Annotated in this window: 21 protein-coding genes and 1 pseudogene; 4 read left to right on the forward strand and 18 right to left on the reverse strand. The window is 41.5% G+C overall.

The genetic code is table 11. The annotated features are described in order from the left end of the window. Positions 1 to 89: 89 nt before the first annotated feature. Genes ACFORE_RS08115 through ACFORE_RS08145 form a run of 7 tightly spaced genes read right to left on the reverse strand, consistent with a single transcriptional unit; the run spans position 90 to position 6437 of the window. The gene (locus tag ACFORE_RS08115; protein ID WP_154455207.1) at positions 90 to 1742 is read right to left on the reverse strand and encodes a sensor histidine kinase; all 1653 of its coding nucleotides are present in this window, start codon (positions 1740 to 1742) and stop codon (positions 90 to 92) included. After that, positions 1735 to 2415, reverse strand: coding sequence for a response regulator transcription factor (locus ACFORE_RS08120; protein ID WP_154455206.1), 681 nt, complete (start codon positions 2413 to 2415; stop codon positions 1735 to 1737). The genes ACFORE_RS08115 and ACFORE_RS08120 overlap by 8 nt, the downstream gene beginning before the upstream one ends. Positions 2416 to 2417: 2 nt before the next feature. After that, positions 2418 to 3065: a phosphate signaling complex protein PhoU gene (gene phoU / locus ACFORE_RS08125; protein WP_235281126.1), complete on the reverse strand. Its 648-nt coding sequence runs from the start codon at positions 3063 to 3065 to the stop codon at positions 2418 to 2420. Then, on the reverse strand, positions 3065 to 3814 hold the full coding sequence (pstB, locus tag ACFORE_RS08130) for a phosphate ABC transporter ATP-binding protein PstB (protein ID WP_168261466.1): 750 nt from the start codon (positions 3812 to 3814) through the stop codon (positions 3065 to 3067). The genes phoU and pstB overlap by 1 nt, the downstream gene beginning before the upstream one ends. Further along, complete coding sequence (gene pstA / locus ACFORE_RS08135; RefSeq protein ID WP_235281125.1) at positions 3814 to 4686, reverse strand: phosphate ABC transporter permease PstA; 873 nt, start codon at positions 4684 to 4686, stop codon at positions 3814 to 3816. Before pstA ends, pstB begins: the two co-directional genes overlap by 1 nt. Positions 4687 to 4694: 8 nt before the next feature. Beyond that, on the reverse strand, positions 4695 to 5540 hold the full coding sequence (gene pstC, locus ACFORE_RS08140; RefSeq protein ID WP_235281124.1) for a phosphate ABC transporter permease subunit PstC: 846 nt from the start codon (positions 5538 to 5540) through the stop codon (positions 4695 to 4697). A gap of 9 nt (positions 5541 to 5549) precedes the next feature. Beyond that, on the reverse strand, positions 5550 to 6437 hold the full coding sequence (locus tag ACFORE_RS08145) for a substrate-binding domain-containing protein (RefSeq protein WP_154455201.1): 888 nt from the start codon (positions 6435 to 6437) through the stop codon (positions 5550 to 5552). Between the two features lie 281 nt (positions 6438 to 6718). Here ACFORE_RS08145 and ACFORE_RS08150 point away from each other — a divergent pair, with 281 nt between their 5' ends. Continuing rightward, positions 6719 to 7018 carry a YbaB/EbfC family nucleoid-associated protein gene (locus ACFORE_RS08150; protein ID WP_154455200.1) on the forward strand — a complete coding sequence of 100 codons (300 nt, stop codon included), beginning with the start codon at positions 6719 to 6721 and terminating at the stop codon, positions 7016 to 7018. Between the two features lie 37 nt (positions 7019 to 7055). Here ACFORE_RS08150 and ACFORE_RS08155 read toward each other — a convergent pair whose 3' ends face one another. From ACFORE_RS08155 to ACFORE_RS08165, 3 genes are all read right to left on the reverse strand, one after another. After that, positions 7056 to 7781 (reverse strand): MerR family transcriptional regulator, encoded by a 726-nt coding sequence (locus tag ACFORE_RS08155; RefSeq protein WP_154455199.1) that lies wholly within the window; start codon positions 7779 to 7781, stop codon positions 7056 to 7058. Between the two features lie 97 nt (positions 7782 to 7878). After that, a complete protein-coding gene (locus tag ACFORE_RS08160) occupies positions 7879 to 8466 on the reverse strand; it encodes a 3'-5' exonuclease (protein ID WP_235281072.1) in 588 nt (195 codons plus the stop codon). A 96-nt stretch (positions 8467 to 8562) separates the two neighbouring features. Then, positions 8563 to 9129, reverse strand: coding sequence for a DUF536 domain-containing protein (locus tag ACFORE_RS08165; RefSeq protein WP_154455197.1), 567 nt, complete (start codon positions 9127 to 9129; stop codon positions 8563 to 8565). Positions 9130 to 9301: 172 nt separating this feature from the next. Between ACFORE_RS08165 and aao the strand changes: the two genes are divergently transcribed. Continuing rightward, entirely contained in the window at positions 9302 to 10474 is a 1173-nt protein-coding gene (aao, locus tag ACFORE_RS08170) for an aminoacetone oxidase (protein ID WP_154455196.1), read from the forward strand. Between the two features lie 54 nt (positions 10475 to 10528). Here the strand turns inward: aao and tsaD are convergent, their stop codons facing one another. Genes tsaD through tsaB form a run of 3 tightly spaced genes read right to left on the reverse strand, consistent with a single transcriptional unit; the run spans position 10529 to position 12662 of the window. Then, positions 10529 to 11536 (reverse strand): tRNA (adenosine(37)-N6)-threonylcarbamoyltransferase complex transferase subunit TsaD, encoded by a 1008-nt coding sequence (gene tsaD, locus ACFORE_RS08175; RefSeq protein WP_154455195.1) that lies wholly within the window; start codon positions 11534 to 11536, stop codon positions 10529 to 10531. Positions 11537 to 11544: 8 nt separating this feature from the next. After that, complete coding sequence (rimI, locus tag ACFORE_RS08180) at positions 11545 to 11967, reverse strand: ribosomal protein S18-alanine N-acetyltransferase (RefSeq protein WP_154455194.1); 423 nt, start codon at positions 11965 to 11967, stop codon at positions 11545 to 11547. Positions 11968 to 11969: 2 nt separating this feature from the next. After that, positions 11970 to 12662 carry a tRNA (adenosine(37)-N6)-threonylcarbamoyltransferase complex dimerization subunit type 1 TsaB gene (gene tsaB / locus ACFORE_RS08185; protein ID WP_235281071.1) on the reverse strand — a complete coding sequence of 231 codons (693 nt, stop codon included), beginning with the start codon at positions 12660 to 12662 and terminating at the stop codon, positions 11970 to 11972. A gap of 193 nt (positions 12663 to 12855) precedes the next feature. On the opposite strand from tsaB, the gene ACFORE_RS08190 reads away from it, so the two are divergent. Both ACFORE_RS08190 and rnjA read left to right on the forward strand, forming a co-directional pair. Beyond that, complete coding sequence (locus tag ACFORE_RS08190; RefSeq protein WP_154455192.1) at positions 12856 to 13086, forward strand: DNA-dependent RNA polymerase subunit epsilon; 231 nt, start codon at positions 12856 to 12858, stop codon at positions 13084 to 13086. A gap of 1 nt (position 13087) precedes the next feature. After that, on the forward strand, positions 13088 to 14785 hold the full coding sequence (gene rnjA / locus ACFORE_RS08195; RefSeq protein ID WP_154455191.1) for a ribonuclease J1: 1698 nt from the start codon (positions 13088 to 13090) through the stop codon (positions 14783 to 14785). A gap of 88 nt (positions 14786 to 14873) precedes the next feature. On the opposite strand, the gene ACFORE_RS08200 is transcribed toward rnjA, so the two are convergent. From ACFORE_RS08200 to ACFORE_RS08220, 5 genes and pseudogenes are all read right to left on the reverse strand, one after another. Then, on the reverse strand, positions 14874 to 16313 hold the full coding sequence (locus ACFORE_RS08200) for a glutamate synthase subunit beta (protein WP_293963483.1): 1440 nt from the start codon (positions 16311 to 16313) through the stop codon (positions 14874 to 14876). Position 16314: 1 nt separating this feature from the next. Further along, positions 16315 to 20831, reverse strand: a pseudogene (gene gltB / locus ACFORE_RS08205) (glutamate synthase large subunit). A gap of 253 nt (positions 20832 to 21084) precedes the next feature. Then, on the reverse strand, positions 21085 to 22431 hold the full coding sequence (gene glnA, locus ACFORE_RS08210; protein WP_269725599.1) for a type I glutamate--ammonia ligase: 1347 nt from the start codon (positions 22429 to 22431) through the stop codon (positions 21085 to 21087). Between the two features lie 43 nt (positions 22432 to 22474). Further along, positions 22475 to 22846 (reverse strand): MerR family transcriptional regulator, encoded by a 372-nt coding sequence (locus tag ACFORE_RS08215; protein WP_235281055.1) that lies wholly within the window; start codon positions 22844 to 22846, stop codon positions 22475 to 22477. 81 nt (positions 22847 to 22927) lie between these two features. Further along, complete coding sequence (locus ACFORE_RS08220; RefSeq protein ID WP_154455187.1) at positions 22928 to 23470, reverse strand: FUSC family protein; 543 nt, start codon at positions 23468 to 23470, stop codon at positions 22928 to 22930. Positions 23471 to 23690 lie beyond the last annotated feature (220 nt).

The following is a 23690-nucleotide window of genomic DNA, read 5'->3' on the forward strand; positions in this document are numbered from 1 at the left end:
CAAAAAAGAGAAAACCAATTTGGTTCTCTCTAGATGTTAGCTGGCATCAACCCACTACAGTTGACAATGAGCCACTTCTTTTTTTAGTATTACTTTTTAAAGGTGAGAGTCATGGTTGTTCCCTCATCAGGAACGCTACGAACATTGATTGAAGCGTTATGGAGTTTCAAAGCGTGTTTAACAATTGAAAGCCCCAGACCCGTTCCACCAACTTTTCTTGAGCGACTCTTATCGATGCGATAGAAGCGTTCAAAAATGCGTTCTTGTTCTTCTTTTGAGATACCAATTCCCGTATCTTTGACATCAACAGAAATCTTGTCTGCTTCATCTGTTATCGTAATATTTACGCTACCGCCATCACGGTTGTAGGTAATAGCATTGTCGCTCAAATTGTACAAAACAGAATGAATCAAGGCTGGATTACCCGTGATATGGGTCGGTTGTCCCTTAAGTTGAAGCTGAACATCACGTTGTTTGGCTTTAGCAGATAAACTGCTCAAGACACTTTTAGCAACGCGGTAAAGATCCACATCTTCCATTGGTACTTGGTCAGTTTCATCCAATTGTGACAATTTGATAATGTCCTCAACCAACTGCACCATTTGTTTGGATTCTTTGTAAATCTTTCCTGCAAAACGAGGTACATCATCAGCAGATACTAAGCCATTAACTAGCATTTCTGAATAGCCTGAAATGACGTGCAGAGGCGTTTTAAGCTCATGTGACACGTTTGCAGTGAACTCATGTCGTAATTGTTCAATTTGCAATTGTTCTGTCACATCGAACAAAAGAACCACCAATCCAGTCATATGACCATCTGATAAAATCGGACGAATCAAGACCTTGTAACTGTCCTTATCAAAATGAACAATCCCTTCTTGGTTATCTCCTTTAAGACCTGCTTCTAGCAAGTTATTAAAGGCTAAATCCCTTGTTGTTTTTAAGATATCCTTGCCGATACAACTTTGGTCTGTTTGGAAGAGGTCTTGGGCTGCAGCATTCATGCTAATGACATGACAGCCTGCATCCAGCAAGATAATCCCTTCCTTGATTTTTGAAATAATCGTATCGAATTCTTCTTTTTTCTGGTTTAATTGTGACTCTTTTTTAGCCAATTCTTTTTGATGGTAATCAATTCGTCTAAGTAAAGGCGTGATTTCATCATAAGCATCATTGCTTAAAGGTTGGTCTAAATCCAAGTTATTTAACGGTGCAATAATACGTCTTGACGTGTAGCGTGCCACCCAAATCGATAAGACGATTGACAAGATGACAATCAAGGCAAACGGTTGGAACATACGAATCAGCAAAAGCAATAAGCTATGCTGGGTTACGGACAAACGTAAAACCGTTCCGTCATCTAGACGCTGCGCTACATAAATAGATTGTGTTGTTAAAGTTGTCGAAAAGCGAGTGCTCTCACCGTAGCCTTCTTCCATAGCCTCTCTAATCTCTTTACGGTTCTGATGATTATCCATTTTGGTTGCATCAGAGTTGCTATCATAAAGAATCGTTCCCTCGTTGTCAACCCAAGTAATACGAACATTGGAAACGTTTAGATTTTCAAAATAATTTTTTCCTTCTAGTGAAACCCCTTGAGCAATCAAGGCAGTTTCTGTTCGCAACTGTTCTCTTTGAACCTTAGTGAAATAATTGTACAAAGCCCCCATAATTAACAGGATAGCTGAAAACAAAATCCCTAAAGATACAAAAAGTGTTGAGCGAAAGATTCTTTTAATCATTTTCTTCCTCCAGTCGGTATCCTACCCCACGAATAGTCTTTATGAGGTGACTGGCATCACCAAGTTTGGTCCGCAGTGTTCCGATATGAACATCTACCGTCCTTGTTTCCCCAACAAAGTGTTCGCCCCAGACTTGATTTAGCAGTTCTTGTCTGGTAAACACACGATTAGGGTTTTTCATCAATAAAGCAAACAGTTCAAATTCTTTCAGCGTTAGATGAATAACTTTATTATCTTTCTTTACTGTGTAGTTTTGAACATCAAGAGAAATAGAACCAATCGTCAAGGTCTTATCCTCTTGAACATGACTTTGAGTTCGGCGTAAAACAGCTTTAATACGAGAAATCATTTCCATCATGCCAAAGGGTTTGACCAGATAATCATCGGCTCCCATATCCAAGCCCTTAACCTTGTCAAATTCTGTTCCTTTGGCAGTTGCCATGATAACAGGAATACTTTCACTGCTTTTTTTCGCACGCAACTCCTCTAAACTGGATAAACCGTCACTTCCTGGCAGCATAATATCCAATAAGATTAAGTCGGGTTTGACTTGCTCCATCGCTTGCCAGAAAAGCTCGGAGTTGGGAAAGCCTTGGGCTTCAAATCCCGTCGTCCGTAGCGTATAAAGCATCAATTCGCGAATATCATCATCGTCTTCAACACAATAAATCATTATTATTCATCTCCATCTAATTGCCCAGTGATTGAGAAAATGACCCACTTGGCAATATTGACCGTATGATCTCCAATACGTTCAAGGTATTTGGCTACCATCAGGACGTCGATAGCGTGTTCGCCATCCACTTCTTCTCCTGCGAAGTAGGCCATTAAGTCCATCTTTATTGTATCAAATTCTGCGTCAATTGTATTATCATTTTGAATGACTTGGTTAGCCAGTTCTTCATCATCATGCACAAAGGCATCAATACTATTCGTTACCATGTCCACAACGTGGCTTACCATGGTTTGTAGGTGTTTTAATTCTTGTCCTTGGTGGATATGTCCTTGATTGATAATCTCACCCATTTCAGCGGCTTGGGCTCCGATACGTTTCATATCGTAAACCATTTTCAAGGCAGCTGATACATGGCGTAAATCTTTTGCAACAGGCTGTTGACGCAACAGCAATTTCAAACATTGTTCTTCAATGTCGCGTTCAAGTTGTTCAATGCGATGGTAAGTTTCAATCACATCATCCACGAGTTCTGAATCATCGTGTTTTAAAAATTGAACCGATTTTGAGATAACATCTTCACATAAAGCCCCCATAAAAATAACATTTTTATTGAGTTCTTGGAGTTGATTTTCAAATTTTGAACGCATTAGCCGAATCTCCCTGTAATGTAGTTTTCTGTTCGCTCGTCTTGAGGAAGAGAAAAGAGTTGACTGGTTTGGTTAAATTCTACGACTTCCCCCATCAAGAAGAAGGCCGTTTTATCTGAAATACGCACAGCTTGTTGCATATTGTGGGTTACAATAACGATGCTGTATTTTTGCTTCAATTCAATAACAAGGTCTTCGATTTTTGACGTTGAAATTGGGTCAAGGGCTGAAGTTGGCTCGTCCATAAGCAAGACATCTGGCTCAATCGCAAGGGCACGCGCAATGCAAAGTCTTTGTTGTTGACCACCAGACATACCCAAGGCTGACTTGTGAAGTCGGTCTTTCACTTCGTCCCAAATTGCTGCTTGTTTCAACGAACGTTCAACAATCTCATCCAGTTCCGCCTTTCCATGAATCCCGTGTGTACGTGGACCAAAGGCAATATTGTCATAAATGCTCATTGGGAATGGATTTGGTTTTTGGAATACCATACCCACTTTTTTACGCAATTTATTGATATCTAAATCACGGTAAACATCTTCACCATCCAAAAGCACATTACCTGTAATGCGACAATCTTTGACCAAATCGTTCATACGATTTAGGCTTTTTAATAAAGTTGATTTTCCACAGCCAGAAGGACCGATAAAAGCGGTAATTTCCTTGGCTGGAATATTTAAATTGACTGATTTCAAGGCATGAAAATCGCCATAATATAAATCTAAGTTTTCAATAGTTAATTTACTCATTACCCATTCTCACTTCCTAAACGTTTGGCAATTAAGCCTGATAAAAAGTTAATTCCAATGACTAATATCAGCAAGACAACAGCTGTTGCATAGGTTTGATTGATATACAGTCCTTCACCAGAAATAGCGTACATATGCACCGCCAAAGTCCGTGATGAGCTAAAGACGCTTTTAGCTACTTCTGCCACTGTTCCTGCGGTAAAGATAAGAGCCGCTGATTCACCGATAATACGACCAATCGCCAAAATAACACCTGGGAAAATACCTGGCATAGCACTTGGCAAAACAATCTTGAAAATCGTTCTTAATTTACCAGCACCAAGGGCAAAAGCTCCCTCACGGTAACTGTTTGGGACAGAAAGTAAGGCTTCCTCAGTCGTTTTCATGATTAACGGTAAAATCATGATACTCAAGGTCACTGCCCCAGACAAAAGTGATAGACCAAAATGAGCGTATTTCACAAAGAAAAGGGCACCAAACAAACCATAAATGATTGATGGAATTCCTGATAGGGTTTCTGTTGCAATACGAATGATATTGACAATTGGATTATCTCTCTTCGCATATTCTGTCAAATAGATTGATCCACCAATACCAATCGGAACCGCAATCAGCAAGGTTAAAATCGTGATAAAGACGGTGTTAATCAAGGCTGGTAACAAAGAAACATTATCAGTTGTGTAAGTCAAAGAGAACAAGCCTTTGTTTAAATGAGGAACACCTTTCACCAAAATATAACTAATAATAAAAGCAATCATCAAGAAACTCACAAATGCCGCTAAATACACAAACCCAAACAAGATAAGTGATACAGGGTCGTGTTTGCGCGATGCAAAACGCTGCTTTAGAGTTCGTTGATTTACATTTTCCATATCTATGATTAGTCCTCCTTATGCAATAGCGAGAAGGTGATATTGATAATCAGCACAAAGATAAACAAGATAACGGCTGTACCAATCAAAGCTTCTCTGTGGAGACCTGTTGAATATCCCATTTCCATGACAATATTTGTCGTTAAGGTACGGACTCCAGATGTTAATGAACTTGGAATAATGGCCTGGTTTCCAGCAACCATAATAACTGCCATGGTTTCACCAATTGCACGGCCCAGTCCAAGAATAACTGAGGCGATAATGCCTCGTTTAGCCGCTGGCAATACGACGAAAAACACACTTCTTTCGTGAGAAGCCCCTAAGGCCAACCCGCCCTCATAGTAGTAATCAGGTACGGCACGAATAGCTGTTTCTGACACGCTAACAATAGTTGGAAGGATCATAATCCCAAGCAACATTGAAGCTGTCAAAACACCCATTCCGTAGCCACCGATGTTATTTCTGACAAATGGTACCAAGACCACCAAACCGAAGAAACCGTAAACAACCGACGGAATTCCTGCCATCAAGTTGATAGCTGCTTTCAATGGTTTGTAGAAGCGCTCTGGACAAAAATGTGCCATAAAGACCGCTGTCAAAATACCAATTGGTACACCGAGAATTAAGGCACCCAATGTAACATATAGTGAACCAACAATCATTGGGAAAATACCAAATTCATTGCTAGATGGACGCCAGATTTTGCCAAACAAAAACTCTTTTAGGCCAATTTCTTTAATCGCAGGTAGGCCATTAGAGAATAAAAATACGCAAATAAGTAAAACCGATATAGCGGAAATACAAGCGGTAAGGAAAAATACCACTTGCATTGTTTTTTCTTTAGTATGATTCATGAATTCCTCTTACTCAGATAGGTCTTCCCAAGATGTAGTATCACCTGCGAAGATATCTTTAACTTGTTCACTTGTAAGATCATCTACTTCGTTCTTGTCATTAACGATTACCGCAATACCATCCATTGCAATAACTGTTGCTGTAACGCCTTCTTTTTCTTCAGTATCTTTAAGTTCACGTGAAGCCATACCGATATCCGCTGTACCATCAACAGTGTTTGCTACACCAGTTGAAGAGTCGCTTTGTTGGATTTCGATTGTCACATCAGGATTTACCTTAGCATAGGCTTCTTTTAATTTTTCCATAACAGGTGTTACTGAACTAGAACCAGAAATAACAACTTTTCCTGAATTTACGCTTGATTTGTAAGAACCATTGTCATCAAGTGGAATATAACCGCTCTTTTCAACAATTGCTTGGCCTTCGCTGCTTAAGATAAAGTTAATAAAATCTTTAGCTGCTTCGTTTGTATCATCTTTTGTCACGATGTTAAATGGACGTGACACTTTGTAAGAACCATCTTTGATGTTTTCTACTGTTGCTTCTGCGCCATCGATGTCAACCACTTTAACGCTGTCGTTCAATGACCCTAGAGAAGCGTAACCAATTGCTGAACCGTCTTCTGCGACAGTTGTCAACATCACTGAAGTAGAGTTAGTTACAATAGCGTTTTGAGTTGTCAAATCAACTTTTTCACCATCGCTATTTTTTTCTTCAAGTCCAAACAATTCAATGAAAGCACCGCGTGTTCCAGAACCATCTTCACGTGTTACAACGTTGATTTGTCCAAGACCTGCTTCACTATCTCCATTAGCAGTGCTTCCGCAAGCTGATAGTCCGACTAGAGCAGCTGCTCCAAGTACGCTAAGTGATGATAACAATTTCCATTTTTTCATGGGGTGATTTCTCCTTCGATATCTTTATGGTACTCATTATAGGCAGGTTATATCAAATTCATTACCGTTTTTTTGTAAAGTTTTTGTAAAATCCCCAAAATTCCTTTTGTAAAAACCATGTAAAGTTAAAAGCTATGTAAAATTTACTTTTTTGTTTTTTGTGCCTATAATAGTAGAAAAAGAATACCTTCTGTCTAAGATTGGTCTTAGGGCTAAAAAATGATATAATAATAACGTTTTAAGAAACGCTTTTTTAACTCAGAAAGGAACTTACAAATCTCATGATGAATATGCAAAATATGATGCGTCAAGCTCAAAAACTCCAAAAACAAATGGAGAAAAAACAAGCTGAATTGGCTGAAACAACCTTTACAGGCACATCTGCCCAAGACCTTGTCAGCGTTGTTTTTACAGGGGATAAAAAATTAGTGAACATCACTTTTAAAGAAGCTATTGTTGACCCTGAAGACGTGGAAACTCTTCAAGATATGACCACACAAGCCATCAACGATGCCCTTTCTCAAATCGATGATGCCACTCAAAAAACACTTGGCGCCTTTGCTGGTAAATTGCCATTTTAAGAAGACAAAAAGCCCGAACCAAATGGTTCGGGCTTTTTTACTTTTCTTTGGCAACTTCTAAGCAATAAGATTTTTCATGACAATGCGGGCACCTTAATTTCCGTGTTTTAGGCGTATGAGGCGCCAGTATAATGGCCTTATAAGACGGCTGGAAAACACTGTGGCAATTAGGGCACACAAAGGCAACCTGAGTAGCGTATTTTTTCTTAACCAACCAAAAAGTCAAAGGAATGATAACGATTTCTCCTATAAGAAAAATCAGTATTTGACGGCTCAAAATCGCCCAAATCAGCGTTCCCCATTGCACTAAAATCAAGGGCAAAGCATAGAAAAACAGACGTCTGTGTAATTGTTTTAAAGTGTGTTGATTGCGCATAACTAGCGAAATGTCTGACAAAAACGCCAATGACTGACCTGATTGATTTTTCACCTTGTCAAGTAGATTGACAGCTGTGTCAAGTTTTGCTTTTCTTTCACTAAGGTCTTGCTTCATCTCCTTGATGTGCTCAACCAAAAGCAATTCCAAAACTTGCTTAGCATTTTCTTCCGCTAAAATGCGTTTGATTTGGTCAATGGAAAAATCCAACTCACGCAGAAAACAAATCATTCGCAGCTGCTCCAAATCACTTGCCACATAAAGCCGCCGTCCACCTTCTGTCACATCAGACGGAGTTAAAATACCACGTTTGTCATAATATTGCACCGTGCGGACTGAAACACCAGCTAACTTAGCCAAATCACCGGTCGTGTAAAATGAAGACATTTCTTCCCCCTTTCTGCTCTTATTATAGAACATGCCCTAAGGTAACGAGCAAGGGGTTCCCTTAGTGGATTTTTTCTTTTTTGTAAAAAGTGGTGCTTTAATCAAAAAAACCACCTAAGGCTGCAAAAGGATTGTCGCCGTGTTCCTCTTCTTGCTGAGTTAAATACGTCTTATTCTCATCAAATTCCATAAACATTTCATAGACTTGAGCTGTCATGCGAGCATCTTCTAACGAATTATGACCGTGACCCGAAATCCCTAAAAATTCTGCTACACTGGTCAATTTTAAATTTGTCACACCGTTTAAATCTGTACTGCGACGAGCAAAAGCTTCATCATAGACATCCACCTTGTAAAATCCTGTCAAGTCCAAGTCATTTTCAACCAACAAAGGCAAGTCTGATTTGATGGCATTGTAGCCAATTAATGGCGTATCTCCGACAAAGGTTTTAAAGTCATCAAGAACCGTTGCAAGCTTAGGCGCACTCGCCACCTTCTCAGCAGTGATACCTGTTAAACCATTGATAAAGGATTGAAGGTGTAAATCAGTGTAAACATAGGTGTCAAAACTGTCAACTTCCTGTCCATTTGCCATCTTAACCGCCGATACCTGAATAATGTGCGTTTCCTCGCCCACCGTATTAAATTCCAAATCAAAAGCAATGTAATGTTGTAATGTTTCCATGTTTTTCTCCAGCATAATCACTCAAATTACGGCAAACAAAAAACCCCAATGGAGGTTTTTTCTTACAAATTGAAAGAACTCTAGCAATAGATGTGCTTATCTACCACCAAACAAACGAGCAAAGAAACCTTTAGGTGCTGTTCCTTCTTGAGCCTCTGCCTCTTCCTGAGCTCTTTCTTGCTCTTTTTCTTCTTCTGTGCGTGTTTGGATTTCTTCCACTTCAGCTTTGGCTTCGTTCAATTCTAACTGAAGACGTTTGCTATCTTCCATAGCCGCCAACGTTAATTGTTGTTGTTGGTCAAGCTGCTTGTCTTTTTCGCTAATCTGAACGTCTTTCACACGAAGTTGCTCATCTTTGGTGCTGATTTGCTTATCCTTAGCTTTAAGTTGTTCGTAAAGGCGAGTGATTTCAGTATTTTTTTCATCCACCAAAATTTCTAACAACTCTCGTTGTTGCGTTTCTTCGCTGATTGGTTCGTCTTCAAAAATGGTTTTTTTGTAAATTTCTTCTAACTTAATCAAGCCGCTGCGGTTGACAACCGTTACCCCTTTTTCGTTTTTAGAAACATCTTCTTCAGGTAAACTTTTCACGCGGTTGTTAACTGCTTGACGGCTAACTCCTAAGATTTCAGCTATTTCGCTGACGGTTTTTTCAATTGCCATAGTATCCTCTTTTACATTGAAATTCTCATGAAAAGCATATCATAAGACCGACCAATTGTCAATTTTATCCCGTCAATCTTTGTCACGTTAGCTTGACATATATGTCAACTTTGTCAAAATAGAAAAATATGCTAGCTGTCCTTTTTAAAACCTTTTATGCTAAAATAAAGGTATGAAAACATATGATACAATTATTATTGGCGGTGGCCCCGCTGGTATGATGGCTGCTATTTCCAGCAGTTATTATGGCAATAAAACCTTACTCATCGAAAAAAATAGACGGTTGGGTAAAAAACTGGCTGGTACAGGGGGCGGTCGCTGCAACGTAACCAATAACGGCACGCTTGATGACCTGATGGCAGGTATTCCTGGAAATGGACGCTTCCTTTACAGTGTCTTTTCTCAGTTTGACAACCATGATATCATCCAATTTTTTGAGGACAGAGGGGTCGCTTTAAAAGTGGAAGACCACGGACGCGTTTTCCCAAAAACAGACAAATCTAAAATCATTATTGATGCCCTCGCACATAGTATTCAAGAATTAGGTGGTGAAGTCCTAACCAACACCGAAGTGGTTTCAGTCAAAAAAATAGATAACCTTTTCCACATCAAATCTGCCACAGAGGAGTTTGTCTGTGAAAAACTGATTGTGACGACTGGCGGAAAAGCTTACCCATCCACAGGTTCAACAGGATTTGGCTATGACATCGCTCGCCATTTCAAAATCAAGGTTACCGAACTAGAAGCGGCGGAAAGTCCCTTGCTGACAGACTTTCCCCACAAGGCTTTGCAGGGAATTTCGCTGGATGATGTGTCTTTAACTTATCAAAAACACCATATCACGCATGATTTGCTCTTTACGCATTTTGGTTTGTCTGGGCCTGCGGCTCTGCGGATGTCTAGTTTTCTCAAAGGCGGTGAAACCATCACATTGGATGTGCTACCCAAGTTATCCACAGAGGACTTGGACGCTTTTCTCTCGGAAAACCGTGAAAAATCACTCAAAAATACCCTAAAAATGCTCTTACCAGAACGTCTAGCAAGCTTTTTAGCGCAGACATTTCCCGAAAAAGTCAAACAACTGACACCGCAGCAAGCAAGTGCTCTTGTGAAAAACCTCAAGGCCATGCCAATCAAAGTGACCGGCAAAATGTCACTGGCCAAATCCTTTGTCACTAAAGGTGGCATTGATTTGAAGGAAATCAATCCTAAAACCCTTGAGAGCAAACACGTTCCAGGGTTACACTTTGCTGGCGAGGTACTAGACATCAACGCTCACACAGGCGGTTTTAATATCACGGCAGCCTTGTGTACGGGTTGGGTAGCTGGTAGTTTGCATTATTAACAACTCTTTCCACATAGCAAAACACTCTTGAAGGTATTCAAGAGGGTTTTTTATTTATAAACCATCAAAAGCTAGGCTTGGTTTGGCATTTAAATCCAAACCAGCAAAATGGCCTTTATCATACTCAATCGCTGCTGCCAAGGCAATCATGCCTGCATTGTCACCGCACAAACGCAAAGGCGGAATAATAACATCAACCTCTGTCAATTCGCTTGCCAATCGTTCACGTAAGCCTTGATTGGCGGCCACACCACCAGCCACTACTAAGGTATTCACAGGGTATTTTTCTAAGGCTTTTTTGGTTTTAGCCATCAAAACATCAAGAACAGCGGCTTGGAAGGAAGCAGCCAAATCCTCTTTGACCAAGTCTTCCCCTTTTTGTTGGGCATTGTGGTGTAGATTGATAACTGCTGATTTTAATCCTGAAAATGAAAATTCCAAGTTATCCTCTGTCATCATAGCACGAGGCAGATCATAAACATCCTTGCCTTGGTGTGCCAACTGGTCAATTTCACGTCCCGCTGGGTAAGTCAAGCCCATCACACGCCCTACTTTGTCATAGGCCTCTCCAACAGCATCGTCACGCGTTTCACCGACAATCTTATAATCACCAGGTTCCTTGACGTAAACAAGTTCTGTGTGACCTCCTGAAACAAGCAAAGCCAACAAAGGATAAGTCAATTCTTTGACTTCACGCGCAGCCATCAAATGCCCTGCCATATGATTGACAGGAATAAGTGGGAGCTGGTGTGCCCAAGCAAAGGCTTTAGCGGCAACCATTCCCACCAAAAGCGCCCCAACTAAGCCAGGACCATAAGTAACCGCAACAGCATCAAGGTCGCTCGCCTCAATTCCTGCTGCCTCCAGTGCATCCTGAAAACAAGTGGTCACCACTTCGACATGATGACGACTAGCCACTTCAGGCACCACGCCACCAAAACGCTTGTGGCTTTCCACCTGACTGGCAATAATATTACTTAAAAGCTCGCTCTCATTTTTTAAAACCGCAACGCTGGTTTCATCACAAGAGCTTTCCACAGCTAAAATATATCTGTCTTTCATTCGTTCGTTTACCTCTCACTGCCCTCACGTTTCATGATAATAGCGTCTTCAACTGGCTCATGGTAATAACGCTGACGCTTACCAATCACCTCAAAGCCAAATTTTTGATACAAAGCCTGCGCCGACGTATTTGACGCCCTGACTTCTAGGAAAATGGGAAAATCCACATGGTCCAAGTGCGCCAATAATTGACTTCCCCAGCCTTCTCCTTGATGGGCCTTCTTCACAGCGATATTTGTGATTTCCAACTCACCAACCAATTGTTGAATCGCCAAAAAACCGATAGCCGTTTTGTCTACTTCCACAAAAAAATAATCCACATTATCCTGCTGCATATCCGACAAGATTTGCTCCTTGGTCCAAGGGGATTTGTCATAGACATCCGACAAAATATCATAAACGGCAGCTACTTTTTCTGTTAATTCTCTCATTTTTAGATACGTTTTATATAATCCGCGTGTGGGTTTTCTTCATGGTTTTTCAGCCAATTTTCCTCCGCTTCAACGCGTTTAAGGTAGTTCGGTACAAAACTATCCACATCCACTGGCGCTAAGGTTTGTCCATATTTTCCAATGGCATAAGCTGATGGCAATACTGGCAACACTTGAGCTTTGGGTAACGCCTCTTCAATTTGCGTCTGGAAAGGAGCCACTTCACCGACAAACAAGACGTCTTTTTCATCTTGAACGGCTGCTAAAAGCTCTGGAAAGGCCATGTGAGCCTCTTCTTTCACCAATTGACCATCGCGATAAAATCCAGCATAAACGTTGTTTCGACGGGCATCCATCACAGGGACAATCATGCCTGAAAACTCTGTTGCCGCTGCCAAGGCATAAAGACTTGACACACCGACCAATTCAATGCCCAGCGCGTAAGCTAAGGTCTTGGCTGTTGCAACCGCCACACGTAGCCCCGTATAAGAACCTGGTCCCTGTGCGACCACAATCCTATCCAAATCAGCAGGTTTTAAATCCACTGAATTCATCAAAAAATCAATCGCAGGCATGAGATTGATACTGTGATTTTTCTTAACATTTACGGTAACATCCGCTAATAACTGCTCACCATCCAAGATGGCAACAGATAAAGCCTTACTTGATGTATCAAAGGCTAAAACTTTCATCATTTCAATTCCCTCACTTGATTCTAACTCTTATTTTATGATATAATTTTAATAATTGCAACGAATCAAGGCTAATTCATTACTCGTAAAATATCACATAGACGAAAATCAAGTAGCTACGGTACTATTTGATAGCTTTTGGTGTCGTTTAATTAGTTAGCCATAGGTAGTATAACGAGTCAAAGAAAGGATTATTATGATTTACAAAGTTTTTTATCAAGAAAATAAAGACCGCAGCCCACACCGTGAGAAAACAAAAGTCATTTACCTTGAAGTTGAAGCTTCAAACGAATTAGAAGGACGCATCAAAACGCGTAAACTCGTTGAAGAAAAAACACCTTACAATGTCGAATTTATCGAACTTTTATCAGAAAAACACCTGGCTTACGAAAAAGAAACAGGTGCCTTTGAACTAACGGAGTTATAACATGTCACAAATCCATTTAAAACCCGAGGAAGTTGGGGTTTATGCTATTGGTGGCCTTGGAGAAATTGGGAAAAATACCTACGGTATTGAGTATCAAGATGAAATCATCATCGTTGACGCTGGTATCAAATTCCCTGAAGATGACCTCCTTGGTATTGATTATGTTATCCCTGATTATTCCTACATTGTTGAAAATGTGAAACGTATCAAAGCCCTTGTCATCACGCACGGGCACGAGGACCACATCGGTGGTATTCCTTTCTTGCTAAAACAAGCTAATATCCCTATTTATGCAGGACCTTTGGCTTTGGCATTGATTAAAGGAAAACTCGAAGAACATGGTTTATTACGCGACGCAAAACTATACGAAATCAATGCGGACACAGAGCTTACTTTCAAAAACTTGAGCGTCACGTTTTTCCGCACTACTCACTCAATTCCAGAACCTTTAGGAATTGTCGTTCACACCCCTCAAGGTAATATCGTATGTACGGGTGACTTCAAATTTGACTTCACCCCTGTCGGCGAACCTGCTGATTTACACCGTATGGCAGCTTTGGGAGAAGAAGGCGTCTTGTGTTTGCTTTCTGACTCAACAAACGCTGAAATCCCAACCTTCACTAACTCTGAAAAAGTGGTTGGCCAATCCATCATGAAAATCATCGAAGGCATTCATGGGCGTATTATCTTTGCGTCATTTGCCTCAAATATTTTCCGTTTGCAACAAGCAGCTGAAGCGGCTGTCAAAACAGGTCGTAAAATCGTTGTTTTCGGACGTTCAATGGAAAAAGCTATCATTAACGGGATTGACCTTGGGTATATCAAGGTTCCAAAAGGGACATTTATCGACCCTAGCGAGCTCAACAAATACCACGCTAGCGAAATTTTAATCATGTGTACAGGTAGCCAAGGGGAATCAATGGCAGCGCTTGCTCGCATTGCCAACGGTACTCACCGTCAAGTTACCCTACAACCTGGAGATACGGTTATCTTTTCTTCTAGCCCAATCCCTGGTAACACAACCAGCGTCAATAAACTGATTAACACTATCCAAGAAGCTGGTGTCGAAGTTATCCACGGTAAAGTCAATAATATCCACACATCAGGTCACGGTGGACAACAAGAACAAAAATTGATGCTTCGCCTCATGAAACCTAAGTATTTCATGCCTGTTCACGGGGAATACCGTATGCAAAAAATCCACGCTGGTTTGGCTATGGATGTCGGCATTCCTAAGGAAAACATTTTTGTTATGGAAAATGGGGATGTCTTGGCTTTGACAGCCCATTCAGCTCGTCGTGCAGGTCATTTCAACGCACAAGACATTTACGTTGACGGTAATGGTATCGGCGATATTGGTGCAGCTGTTTTGCGTGACCGTCATGATTTATCTGAATATGGTGTCGTGCTTGCGGTGGCAACAGTTGATTTTGACAGTCAAATGATTTTAGCTGGACCTGATATCTTGAGCCGTGGTTTCATTTACATGCGTGAATCAGGCGAATTGATTCGTGAAAGCCAACGTGTCTTGTTCAATGCCATCCGCATTGCCCTTAAAAACAAGGACGCTAGCATTCAATCGGTCAACGGTGCTATTGTTAATGCCCTTCGTCCATTCTTATACGAAAAAACAGAACGTGAGCCAATCATCATTCCGATGATTCTCACGCCAGATAACCCACAAGACAGTGGTAAATAAACCAAAAGAGAAGATGCACGATCTTCTCTTTTTTTATATCGACAAGTAAAAAAACACTAGAACGCTCAAACGCTCTAGTGTTTTAGTGTTATTGTGCAACCATGATACGAAGACCTTGGTCGATTTTTTCAGCAGCTTTGCGTCCTTCACGGATACCCCAAATCACAAGACTTGGTCCGCGACGAGCATCACCTGCAACAAAGACACGGTCATTATTGGTTGAATAATCATCATAAACGCTTTGAACACCAAATTGTTCAAAGAGTGATTTTTCAGCACCTGTGAAGCCCATAGCCAATAAGACAAGGTCAGCTTGGATGATTTCTTCCGTTCCTTCAATTGGTTTAAAGCCTGGACCCACTTTTACCGTTTTAGCGGCAATGACTTGGCCACGGTCAGCTCCGATAAATTCAGTGGTTGAGGTTGCGTAAGTTGTTAATGTTGTGTCTTGTACATAATCAGCCTCTTCTTGCCCATAACCCGTGCGTTTAATCATTGGGTATTCTGGCCAAGGGTTGCTTGGCAAGCATTTTTCTGGTGGTTCTGGCGTGATTTCAAGCTGTTTAACACTTGCAGCCCCCAAACGAACGGCCGTTCCGATACAGTCATTTCCTGTATCACCACCACCAATAACAAGTACGTGCTTACCTTCAAGGGTTGGACCTAATTTTTTCGTTTCAGATGCCAAAACATTTTTCGTGGTTTCGGTTAAGAAATCGACGGCAAAACGCACGCCTGACAAATGACGTCCTGGAACATCCAAGTCACGTGGAACACTGGCCCCAGTAGCTAAGACGACACGGTCATATTGTTGCAAGAGTCCGTCCGCTGTGATGTCACGTCCAACTTCGGTATTGGCAATAAAGGTGATACCAAGATTTTCCATGACATCAATGCGGCGTTGAACAATTGCTTTATCCAATTTCATGTTTGGAATACCATACATCAACAGCCCACCAAAACGGTCACTACGTTCATAAACTGTCACGTTGTGCCCTATTTGATTGAGACGCCAAGCTGCAGCAAGCCCTGCAGGTCCTGAACCAATCACCGCCACTTTAAAGCCTGTGCGGTAAAGTGGACGACCTGAGTCCTCCACCCAGCCATTTTCAAAAGCAGTATCAATAATGAAACGCTCATTGTCATGAATGGTAACGCCTGCGCCGTTAAGGCCTTCGGTACACCCTTTTTCACAAGGTGCCGGACAAACACGCCCTGTCATCTCAGGGAATGGATTGGTTCGAGATAGGCGCTCAAATGCACGCTTGTAATCACCCTTGTAAACCAAATCATTCCACTCTGGAATCAAGTTGTCGTTAGGACAGCCTGAAACGGCACGCCCACCACCGTAAAAAGTACCTGAGTGGCAAAATGGTACGCCACAAGCCATACAACGAGCCGCTTGTTTGCGACGCTCTTCTTCTGAGAGTGGGATTTGCAGTTCCTCAAAGTCCAAGATGCGTTCAGCAACAGGACGATAAGGATTGTCTTTTCGCTCATATTTCAAAAATCCAAATGGGTCCGCCATTTTAATTACCTCCTGTTACTTGTGCAAGTAGTTCTTCTTTTTCGGCAGCTGTTTCAGCTCCGCCTGTCGAAATTTCAAAGGTACGTAATTCTAGTTCGTCACCTTCTAAGCCAGTTTTAGCCAGAGCATGCTCAATATCGTGGATTTCGTGGAATTCTGTTGGATATACTTTGACAAATTTATCCACTTCTTGTGCCCAATTATCAAGCAAACGTTTGGCTTTAGCACTGCCTGTGTAGTCGTAATGTTTTTGAATCATATCAACCAAAACATCGTCCCCACGTGTTTCTCCAACTTTGTAGAGGTCAACCATTTCGCGATTGACTTTTTCAGCAAAGTCACCGTCAGCATCGTAAACATAAGCCACACCGCCACTCATACCAGCAGCAAAGTTGCGTCCTGTTGTGCCAAGGATAACCGCTACACCACCTGTCATGTATTCACAACCATGGGCGCCAACACCTTCAACCACTACTTTTGCACCTGAATTACGGACACAGAAACGCTCACCCGCACGACCTGCAAAATAAGCTTCACCCTTGACCGCACCAAAAAGGGCAACATTTCCAACAATCGGTGAATGTTCCACATCGTAAGCCGCATCATACGATGGTTTAACAATCAAGCGACCACCTGACATGGATTTGGCAATGTAATCATTGGCTTCACCAACCAAGGTCAACTCCATGCCTTGTGTGATAAAGCTTGCAAAGGATTGCCCTGCGATACCTGTGTATTCGTACTTAATCAAACCTGGTTCAAGTGTGTCGTTACCGTAACGTTCTGCTAGCCAACCAGCCATTCTCGCACCAACCGCACGTTGCACGTTATTGATGGATTCTTTAACCGTCACGCCAACGCCACTATCAACCGCTGCTTTGGCAAAGCCGTCCAACTCTTTCCATTGACGAGCATCTGCAAATGGGTCTTCTGTCTTACGGTTAATCGGATAAGCTGTTCCCAAGATACGTGAGAAATCAAGTGATTTGGCTTTCCCTTTTGGAATGAATTTGGATTTCAAGATTTCAGAATGCCCAACCATTTCATCAACTGAGCGGAAGCCAAGTTCAGCCATGTACTCACGCAATTCTTCTGCCATGAACATCATCATGTTAATCAAGTGTTCTGGTTTTCCAGCAAAATGCTGACGCAACTCTGGATTTTGTGTTGCAACACCAACAGGGCAGGTATTGAGCGAGCAAACACGCATCATCACACAACCGATAGAAATCAAAGCCAAGCTAGCAAATGAATATTCTTCAGCCCCAAGAAGTGTCGCTACGGCAAGGTCACGACCTGTCATCAATTTACCGTCAGTTTCCAAAGTCATGCGTTGACGTAAACGGTTAAGAGATAGCGTTTGATGCGCTTCTGCCAAGCCCATTTCCCACGGCAAACCAGCGTCACGGACCGAATTACGAGGAGAGGCACCTGTTCCACCGTCATAGCCTGAAATAACGACCTTGTCCGCACCAGCCTTAACACAACCTGTGGCAATAGTTCCAACACCTGTGCTTGACACCAACTTGACATTGATTTTTGCATAAGGATTAATTGCTTTGAGGTCATAAATCAGCTGCGCCAAATCTTCAATTGAGTAAATGTCGTGATGCGGTGGTGGTGAAATCAAACGCACACCAGGCGTTGCCCCACGAATTTCAGCAACCCAAGGGAAGACTTTTTGACCAGGCAATTGCCCACCTTCACCAGGTTTTGCCCCTTGTGCGAGTTTAATCTGAAGTTCTTCTGCAGACATGAGGTATTCCGCATTCACCCCAAAACGTCCAGAAGCCACCTGTTTAATCTTAGAATTCAAATTGCGTCCGTCTGGTTGGACTTTGAAACGGTTACGATTTTCGCCACCCTCACCAGAGTTTGATTTGGCTCCAATGGCATTCATAGCTTCTGAAATGGTTTCATGAGCTTCTTTAGACAATGAACCAAAACTCATGGCACCAACCTTGAAACGTTTGACAATAGTTTCAGCAGGCTCGACTTCAGACAAATCTACTTTTGGACGGTCAGAATGGAATTCCCAAATCGAACGCAGTGTTGTCGGTGTTTCCAAAGCTTCTTTGTCTAGTTCAGCCGTGTATTCTTTGAATAGTTTGTAATCGCCCGTACGAACAGCCTGTTGGAAATTGTAAATGGTGTGTGGATTAAACAAATGGTATTCACCGTCAGCCTTGAATTGGTAAATACCGCCACTTTGCAAGTAATCCCCACGACGTGGACCAAAAGCATCTTCGATACGTTGCAGGTATTCTTTTTCAATTTGGTCTAGTGACAAGCCACCAATACGCGTTACAGTTCCTGTAAAGTATTTGTTGACAACAGCATCAGACAAACCAACTGCTTCAAATAGCTGGGCACCCTTGTAACCAAGGATAGTAGAAATTCCCATACGGCTCATGATCTTGACAATACCTTTTTCTGAAGCTTTGCGGTATTTTTCAAATGCCTGCTCATCTTTACCGTATTCTTTTAAGGTCGCATAAGCTCCGTAAGGGTGAATGGCTGCCGCACCGTAACCTACCAAGGTCGCAAAATGATGCACTTCAACTGCTTCAGCCGTATCCACCACAATCGAGAATTGGCTAGCTTTACCCTTGACAACCAGGTAATTGTTCAAACCAGAAACGGCCAACAACATTGGAATCGTTGTTTGATTTTCTTGAATGTGACGGTCTGACAAAATAATAATCTTGCTGCCGTTATCCACAGCTTTTTCCGCCGCCTTAAACAAGTTTTCCAAAGCACGTTGCAAACGGTTGTGAGAAGGTTCAACCACATCATAAACCGTTGACAAGGTTGTTGCACGGTAGCGCTCATCTTGCAACTGAGCGATTTTCGCAAATTCTTGGCTTGACAACATTGGACTGTCAATCTTGACTTTCACACAGTTGTCCGCACCATCTGCCTTGAAATTACCATCGCCACCCAAGTAAACACTCGTTGACACCACGATTTGTTCACGTATGGCATCAATTGGCGGATTGGTAACTTGCGCAAATTGTTGTTTGAAGAAGGTGAAAAGGGATTGATTTTTATGAGAAAGCACTGCTAATGGGCTATCAAATCCCATCGAAATAACAGGTTCTTCCCCTTTTTCAGACATCGGTAAAATCACCGTGCGAATGACTTCTTCTGTGTAGCCATAAGCCTTCCACATGGTATCAATGTCTGTGGTTTCTTCTTGTAATTCGGCTGCCTCAAAGTCTTTTAAATGAGCGATATTTTCTTCCACCCATTCCTTGTAAGGATGCTGAGCAGCGTAATAAGCCTTGACTTCTTCATTGCGCATCAATCTGCCTGAAGTGGTGTCAATCAACATCATGTTACCAGGACCAAGCACACCTTTTTCAACCACACGACTTGGTTCAAGGTCCACTACACCTGATTCACTTGAGCAAATCAAGAAATTATCCTTCGTCAATGAATAACGGCTAGGACGCAAACCATTACGGTCCAAACGTGCACCAACCATATCACCGTCAGAAAAGACAAGGGCCGCTGGACCATCCCAAGGCGCTACAAAGCTTGACGCATATTCGTAGAAAGCCTTCAAATCATCTGAAAGCCCAGATTCTTCACCCCAAGCTTCAGGAACCATCATCAACAAGCTCTGCGGGATATCACGACCATTACGGTAAAGATATTCCAAACAGTTTTCCAACTTAGCCGAATCTGAATTTTCCTCGTTGTAAACCTCAATCTGATGACTGTGCATCCAGTTTTCCGCACCACGAAGGGTATTGATTTCACCATTGTGGGCTAAAAAGCGAAATGGCTGCGCACGGTCCCAAGATGGGAAAGTATTGGTCGAAAAGCGTGAGTGAGTCAACGCAATGTGAGATTTGAAGTGCTCATCTTGCAAATCAGGGTAAAATAGCCCGACCTGAAAAGCGTGTAACATTCCTTTATACACAATAGTTTTACTCGATAACGAACAAATGAAAAATTCATCTGCTGAGAACGTCTTCTCCATTTGACGACGCAATTGGAACAATTGGTCCTCAAAATCACGCCCTGCTTTCGTGTCGTCTGGTTTCTTAATAAACACTTGGACAAAGCTTGGCATGATTTCCTGAGCTGCTGGACCGCAATTATCATAACGAAACGGCACATCACGCGTCATCAACACATGAAAACCAGCCAATTTTATCTCAGCCTTAACAGCCTCTAAAAGACTAGCCTTGGCTTCTGCGTTTTGTGGTAAAAGAGCTGAGCGACAGCATAGTCACCCTTTTTAGGCAAGCTATAACCCGCTTCTTTTGCCTTTAGTTTGAAAAATTCATCAGGCAAGGCGAGCAACATCCCAGCCCCATCTCCAGTGTCAGGTTCGGCACCTGTCCCACCACGGTGATTCATTCGTGTCAACATCGTCAATGCATAGTCAATCAAAGTATGACTAGCCATGCCATCAATTTGGGCAACAAATCCCATTCCACAAGCATCAGACTCGAAAGAGGGGTCCCAAAGCGTTGTTTTTTGTGCCTCTATAGCACCTGTGTTCATAGCCTTCACTCCAATCATCGTATAAATAATCTAATTATTCAGAATATTGTAATATATTGTACCATATTTTGAGGCGTTAGAGTAGTCTTTCTAGACATTTTTTGATAGAATATACTCTTTTACTCAAAATATTATCGGTTATCTATTCTTATGAGGGGTAAAAGTGGTCGCACTTCTTCAAAATCAATTGAAAAGAAAAGACTGAAGAAAAGTCCCATAGAGGACTGTTTCTCCAATCTGTTCTCACTATGCCTTAATATAAATCTAAGTAGTTATCAATTTCCCATTGTGAAACGAATGCTGCGTAGCTTGACCATTCAATTTTCTTAGATTCCACAAAATTTGTATAAATGTGCTCACCAAGAGCTGCTTTAACAACTTCATCTTCTTGCAAGGCTTTAACCGCATTATGCAAAGTAGAAGGAAGGTCGCGAATGCCTGCTTCTTTACGTTCTTCTTCAGTCATCACATAAATATTTGATTCTACTGGAGCTGGAGCTTCAATTTTATTTTCAATACCATCAAGACCTGCTTCAAGAAGAACTGCAAGTGCTAAGTATGGGTTTGCTGTTGGGTCAACAGAACGAAGTTCCAAACGAGTTCCCATACCACGAGATGCAGGAACGCGAATAAGTGGTGAACGGTTACGACAAGCCCATGCAATGTAAACAGGTGCTTCATATCCAGGAACCAAGCGTTTGTATGAGTTTACAGTTGGATTCATAATAGCAGTATAGTTGTAAGCATGTTTCATCAAACCGCCAAGGAAGTAGTAAGCTGTTTCTGACAATTGCATTCCTTTTGGATCTTCTGTATCAAAGAAAGCATTGTTGCCATCGTAGTCAAACAATGACATGTTACAGTGCATACCAGAACCATTAATACCGAATTTTGGTTTTGCCATAAATGTTGCGTAAAGACCATGTTTACGAGCAATTGTTTTAACAACGAGTTTGAAAATTTGAATGTTGTCACATGCTTTCAAAACATCAGCATATTTGAAATCAATTTCGTGTTGTCCAACCGCAACTTCGTGGTGACTTGCTTCAACTTCAAATCCCATTTCAGTCAACACGTTAACGATTTCACGACGTGTGTTATCAGCAAGGTCTGTTGGTGCAAGGTCAAAATAACCACCGCGGTCGTTTACTTCAAGAGTTGGTTCACCTTTTTCATCCAATTTGAACAAGAAGAATTCTGGTTCTGGACCAAGGTTAAATGATTTGAAACCAACTTTTTCCATGTGACGTAGAGCACGTTTCAAGTTACCACGTGGGTCACCTGCAAAAGGCTCACCTTCTGCTGTGTAAATGTCACAAATCAAACCTGCAACAGCACCATTTTCACCACCCCAAGGGAAAACAGTCCATGTGTCAAGGTCAGGATGTAAAAACATATCAGATTCGTTGATACGTACAAATCCTTCGATTGAAGAGCCATCAAACATAGCTTTGTTGGCTAATACTTTGTCAAGCTGTTCATCAGTAGCTGGGATTTCCACGTTTTTCAATGTTCCAGCAATATCTGAAAACATCAAGCGTAGAAATGTTACATTTTTTTCTTTAACTTCGCGACGAATGTCTGATGCTGTAATAGTCATGAATTAAGGTCTCCTTTTTTTACAGAAAGCCGATACACTCGACTTAGATGCGCCAATTACTAATATACTGCGATGGGGTTGAAAAACGCCCTTGGTTTCGGAGTTCATCTTGTAAGATACGGCGAACATCAGCATCGGTCAAAGATTTCTGTTTTTGATTAGCTTTGTCTTGCCGCTCCGCATACTCACGTTTAATCGCTGCAATATTAAGCCCCTCATTGAGAAAATCTTTGATTTCAAGCAATCGATCCAGGTCATTCAACGAATACATGCGACGATTCCCCGATGTTCTCTCCGGCGTAATTAAGCCCTGATCTTCATAATAACGAATCTGACGTGCAGTTAAATCCGTCAACTTCATTACTGTTCCAATAGGAAATACCGCCATGGAACGTCTGAGTTCTTTTTCTCTCATGGTGACCTCCTTCCGCTATCCATTATAATCTGAAAATTCTAAACTGTCAACCCTTTATGTTAGAAAACATGACATATAATTTTATTTATGTTCTCGCCTACGAATTAATTTCCGAACTTCATTGACATCCGCATTAACAATAATGGCTACAAAGACCCCGCAGAAGGTTTCAAAAATACGTGCAAAAACGTATAAAACCGTATCTCCTGGTGGGATAGAAAGCGTAATAATCAAAAGAGCAGACGTCCCTCCAATGATTCCTGCTTTATTGTTGATAGCCACATTTATCATAATGCCCAGCATCGAAAAAATAGGGATGAAAACTAAGGTAACCCAGAAATGGTAGTCAAAAAATTGATTGATAAAAAAGAAAATCAGTGATAAGAAACCACCTACACTATTTCCCACAACCCTTGAAAAGCCAAAATGCACGCTTTTATCAAAATTTTCGCGTAAACAGAAAACAGCCGTCAAAGTCCCGATTTGCAATCCTTCCCATCCAAACAGGTGAAAAATCAACAAGACTAAGAAAACGGCTAATCCGGTCTTAATGGTCCGCATGCCTAATCTAAATTTACTAGGGTCAAACTTATAATTTGCCAAAAGATTTTTTAAATAATTCATAACTCACAACCATTTATATTTCTTTTATTGTATCATATTTTGCGGCTTTTTTGGGGAAAGCGGGGTAAACTAAGCACACAAAACGTTCATTTTTCTCTCATCGATTAGGCCATTGCAGATTTTTACAACAAATAAAAACATACTAAGATTAGTAGTGAGAAAATCTCCGACGGGAGAAAGTACTCTCTACTTTTTCTTTTATGTTAAAGTAGTGGTGTCT

This window comes from Streptococcus alactolyticus (assembly GCF_042649785.1).
Taxonomy (GTDB): Bacteria; Bacillota; Bacilli; order Lactobacillales; family Streptococcaceae; genus Streptococcus; species Streptococcus alactolyticus.

Excerpts from the sequence above, each read along its gene's own strand:
- ACFORE_RS08115 (WP_154455207.1), bottom strand. The coding sequence starts at position 1,742 with ATGATTAAAAGAATCTTTCGCTCAACACTTTTTGTATCTTTAGGGATT.
- ACFORE_RS08120 (WP_154455206.1), bottom strand. The coding sequence starts at position 2,415 with ATGATTTATTGTGTTGAAGACGATGATGATATTCGCGAATTGATGCTT.
- phoU (WP_235281126.1), bottom strand. The coding sequence starts at position 3,065 with ATGCGTTCAAAATTTGAAAATCAACTCCAAGAACTCAATAAAAATGTT.
- pstB (WP_168261466.1), bottom strand. The coding sequence starts at position 3,814 with ATGAGTAAATTAACTATTGAAAACTTAGATTTATATTATGGCGATTTT.
- pstA (WP_235281125.1), bottom strand. The coding sequence starts at position 4,686 with ATGGAAAATGTAAATCAACGAACTCTAAAGCAGCGTTTTGCATCGCGC.
- pstC (WP_235281124.1), bottom strand. The coding sequence starts at position 5,540 with ATGAATCATACTAAAGAAAAAACAATGCAAGTGGTATTTTTCCTTACC.
- ACFORE_RS08145 (WP_154455201.1), bottom strand. The coding sequence starts at position 6,437 with ATGAAAAAATGGAAATTGTTATCATCACTTAGCGTACTTGGAGCAGCT.
- ACFORE_RS08150 (WP_154455200.1), top strand. The coding sequence starts at position 6,719 with ATGATGAATATGCAAAATATGATGCGTCAAGCTCAAAAACTCCAAAAA.
- ACFORE_RS08155 (WP_154455199.1), bottom strand. The coding sequence starts at position 7,781 with ATGTCTTCATTTTACACGACCGGTGATTTGGCTAAGTTAGCTGGTGTT.
- ACFORE_RS08160 (WP_235281072.1), bottom strand. The coding sequence starts at position 8,466 with ATGGAAACATTACAACATTACATTGCTTTTGATTTGGAATTTAATACG.
- ACFORE_RS08165 (WP_154455197.1), bottom strand. The coding sequence starts at position 9,129 with ATGGCAATTGAAAAAACCGTCAGCGAAATAGCTGAAATCTTAGGAGTT.
- aao (WP_154455196.1), top strand. The coding sequence starts at position 9,302 with ATGAAAACATATGATACAATTATTATTGGCGGTGGCCCCGCTGGTATG.
- tsaD (WP_154455195.1), bottom strand. The coding sequence starts at position 11,536 with ATGAAAGACAGATATATTTTAGCTGTGGAAAGCTCTTGTGATGAAACC.
- rimI (WP_154455194.1), bottom strand. The coding sequence starts at position 11,967 with ATGAGAGAATTAACAGAAAAAGTAGCTGCCGTTTATGATATTTTGTCG.
- tsaB (WP_235281071.1), bottom strand. The coding sequence starts at position 12,662 with ATGATGAAAGTTTTAGCCTTTGATACATCAAGTAAGGCTTTATCTGTT.
- ACFORE_RS08190 (WP_154455192.1), top strand. The coding sequence starts at position 12,856 with ATGATTTACAAAGTTTTTTATCAAGAAAATAAAGACCGCAGCCCACAC.
- rnjA (WP_154455191.1), top strand. The coding sequence starts at position 13,088 with ATGTCACAAATCCATTTAAAACCCGAGGAAGTTGGGGTTTATGCTATT.
- ACFORE_RS08200 (WP_293963483.1), bottom strand. The coding sequence starts at position 16,313 with ATGGCGGACCCATTTGGATTTTTGAAATATGAGCGAAAAGACAATCCT.
- glnA (WP_269725599.1), bottom strand. The coding sequence starts at position 22,431 with ATGACTATTACAGCATCAGACATTCGTCGCGAAGTTAAAGAAAAAAAT.
- ACFORE_RS08215 (WP_235281055.1), bottom strand. The coding sequence starts at position 22,846 with ATGAGAGAAAAAGAACTCAGACGTTCCATGGCGGTATTTCCTATTGGA.
- ACFORE_RS08220 (WP_154455187.1), bottom strand. The coding sequence starts at position 23,470 with ATGAATTATTTAAAAAATCTTTTGGCAAATTATAAGTTTGACCCTAGT.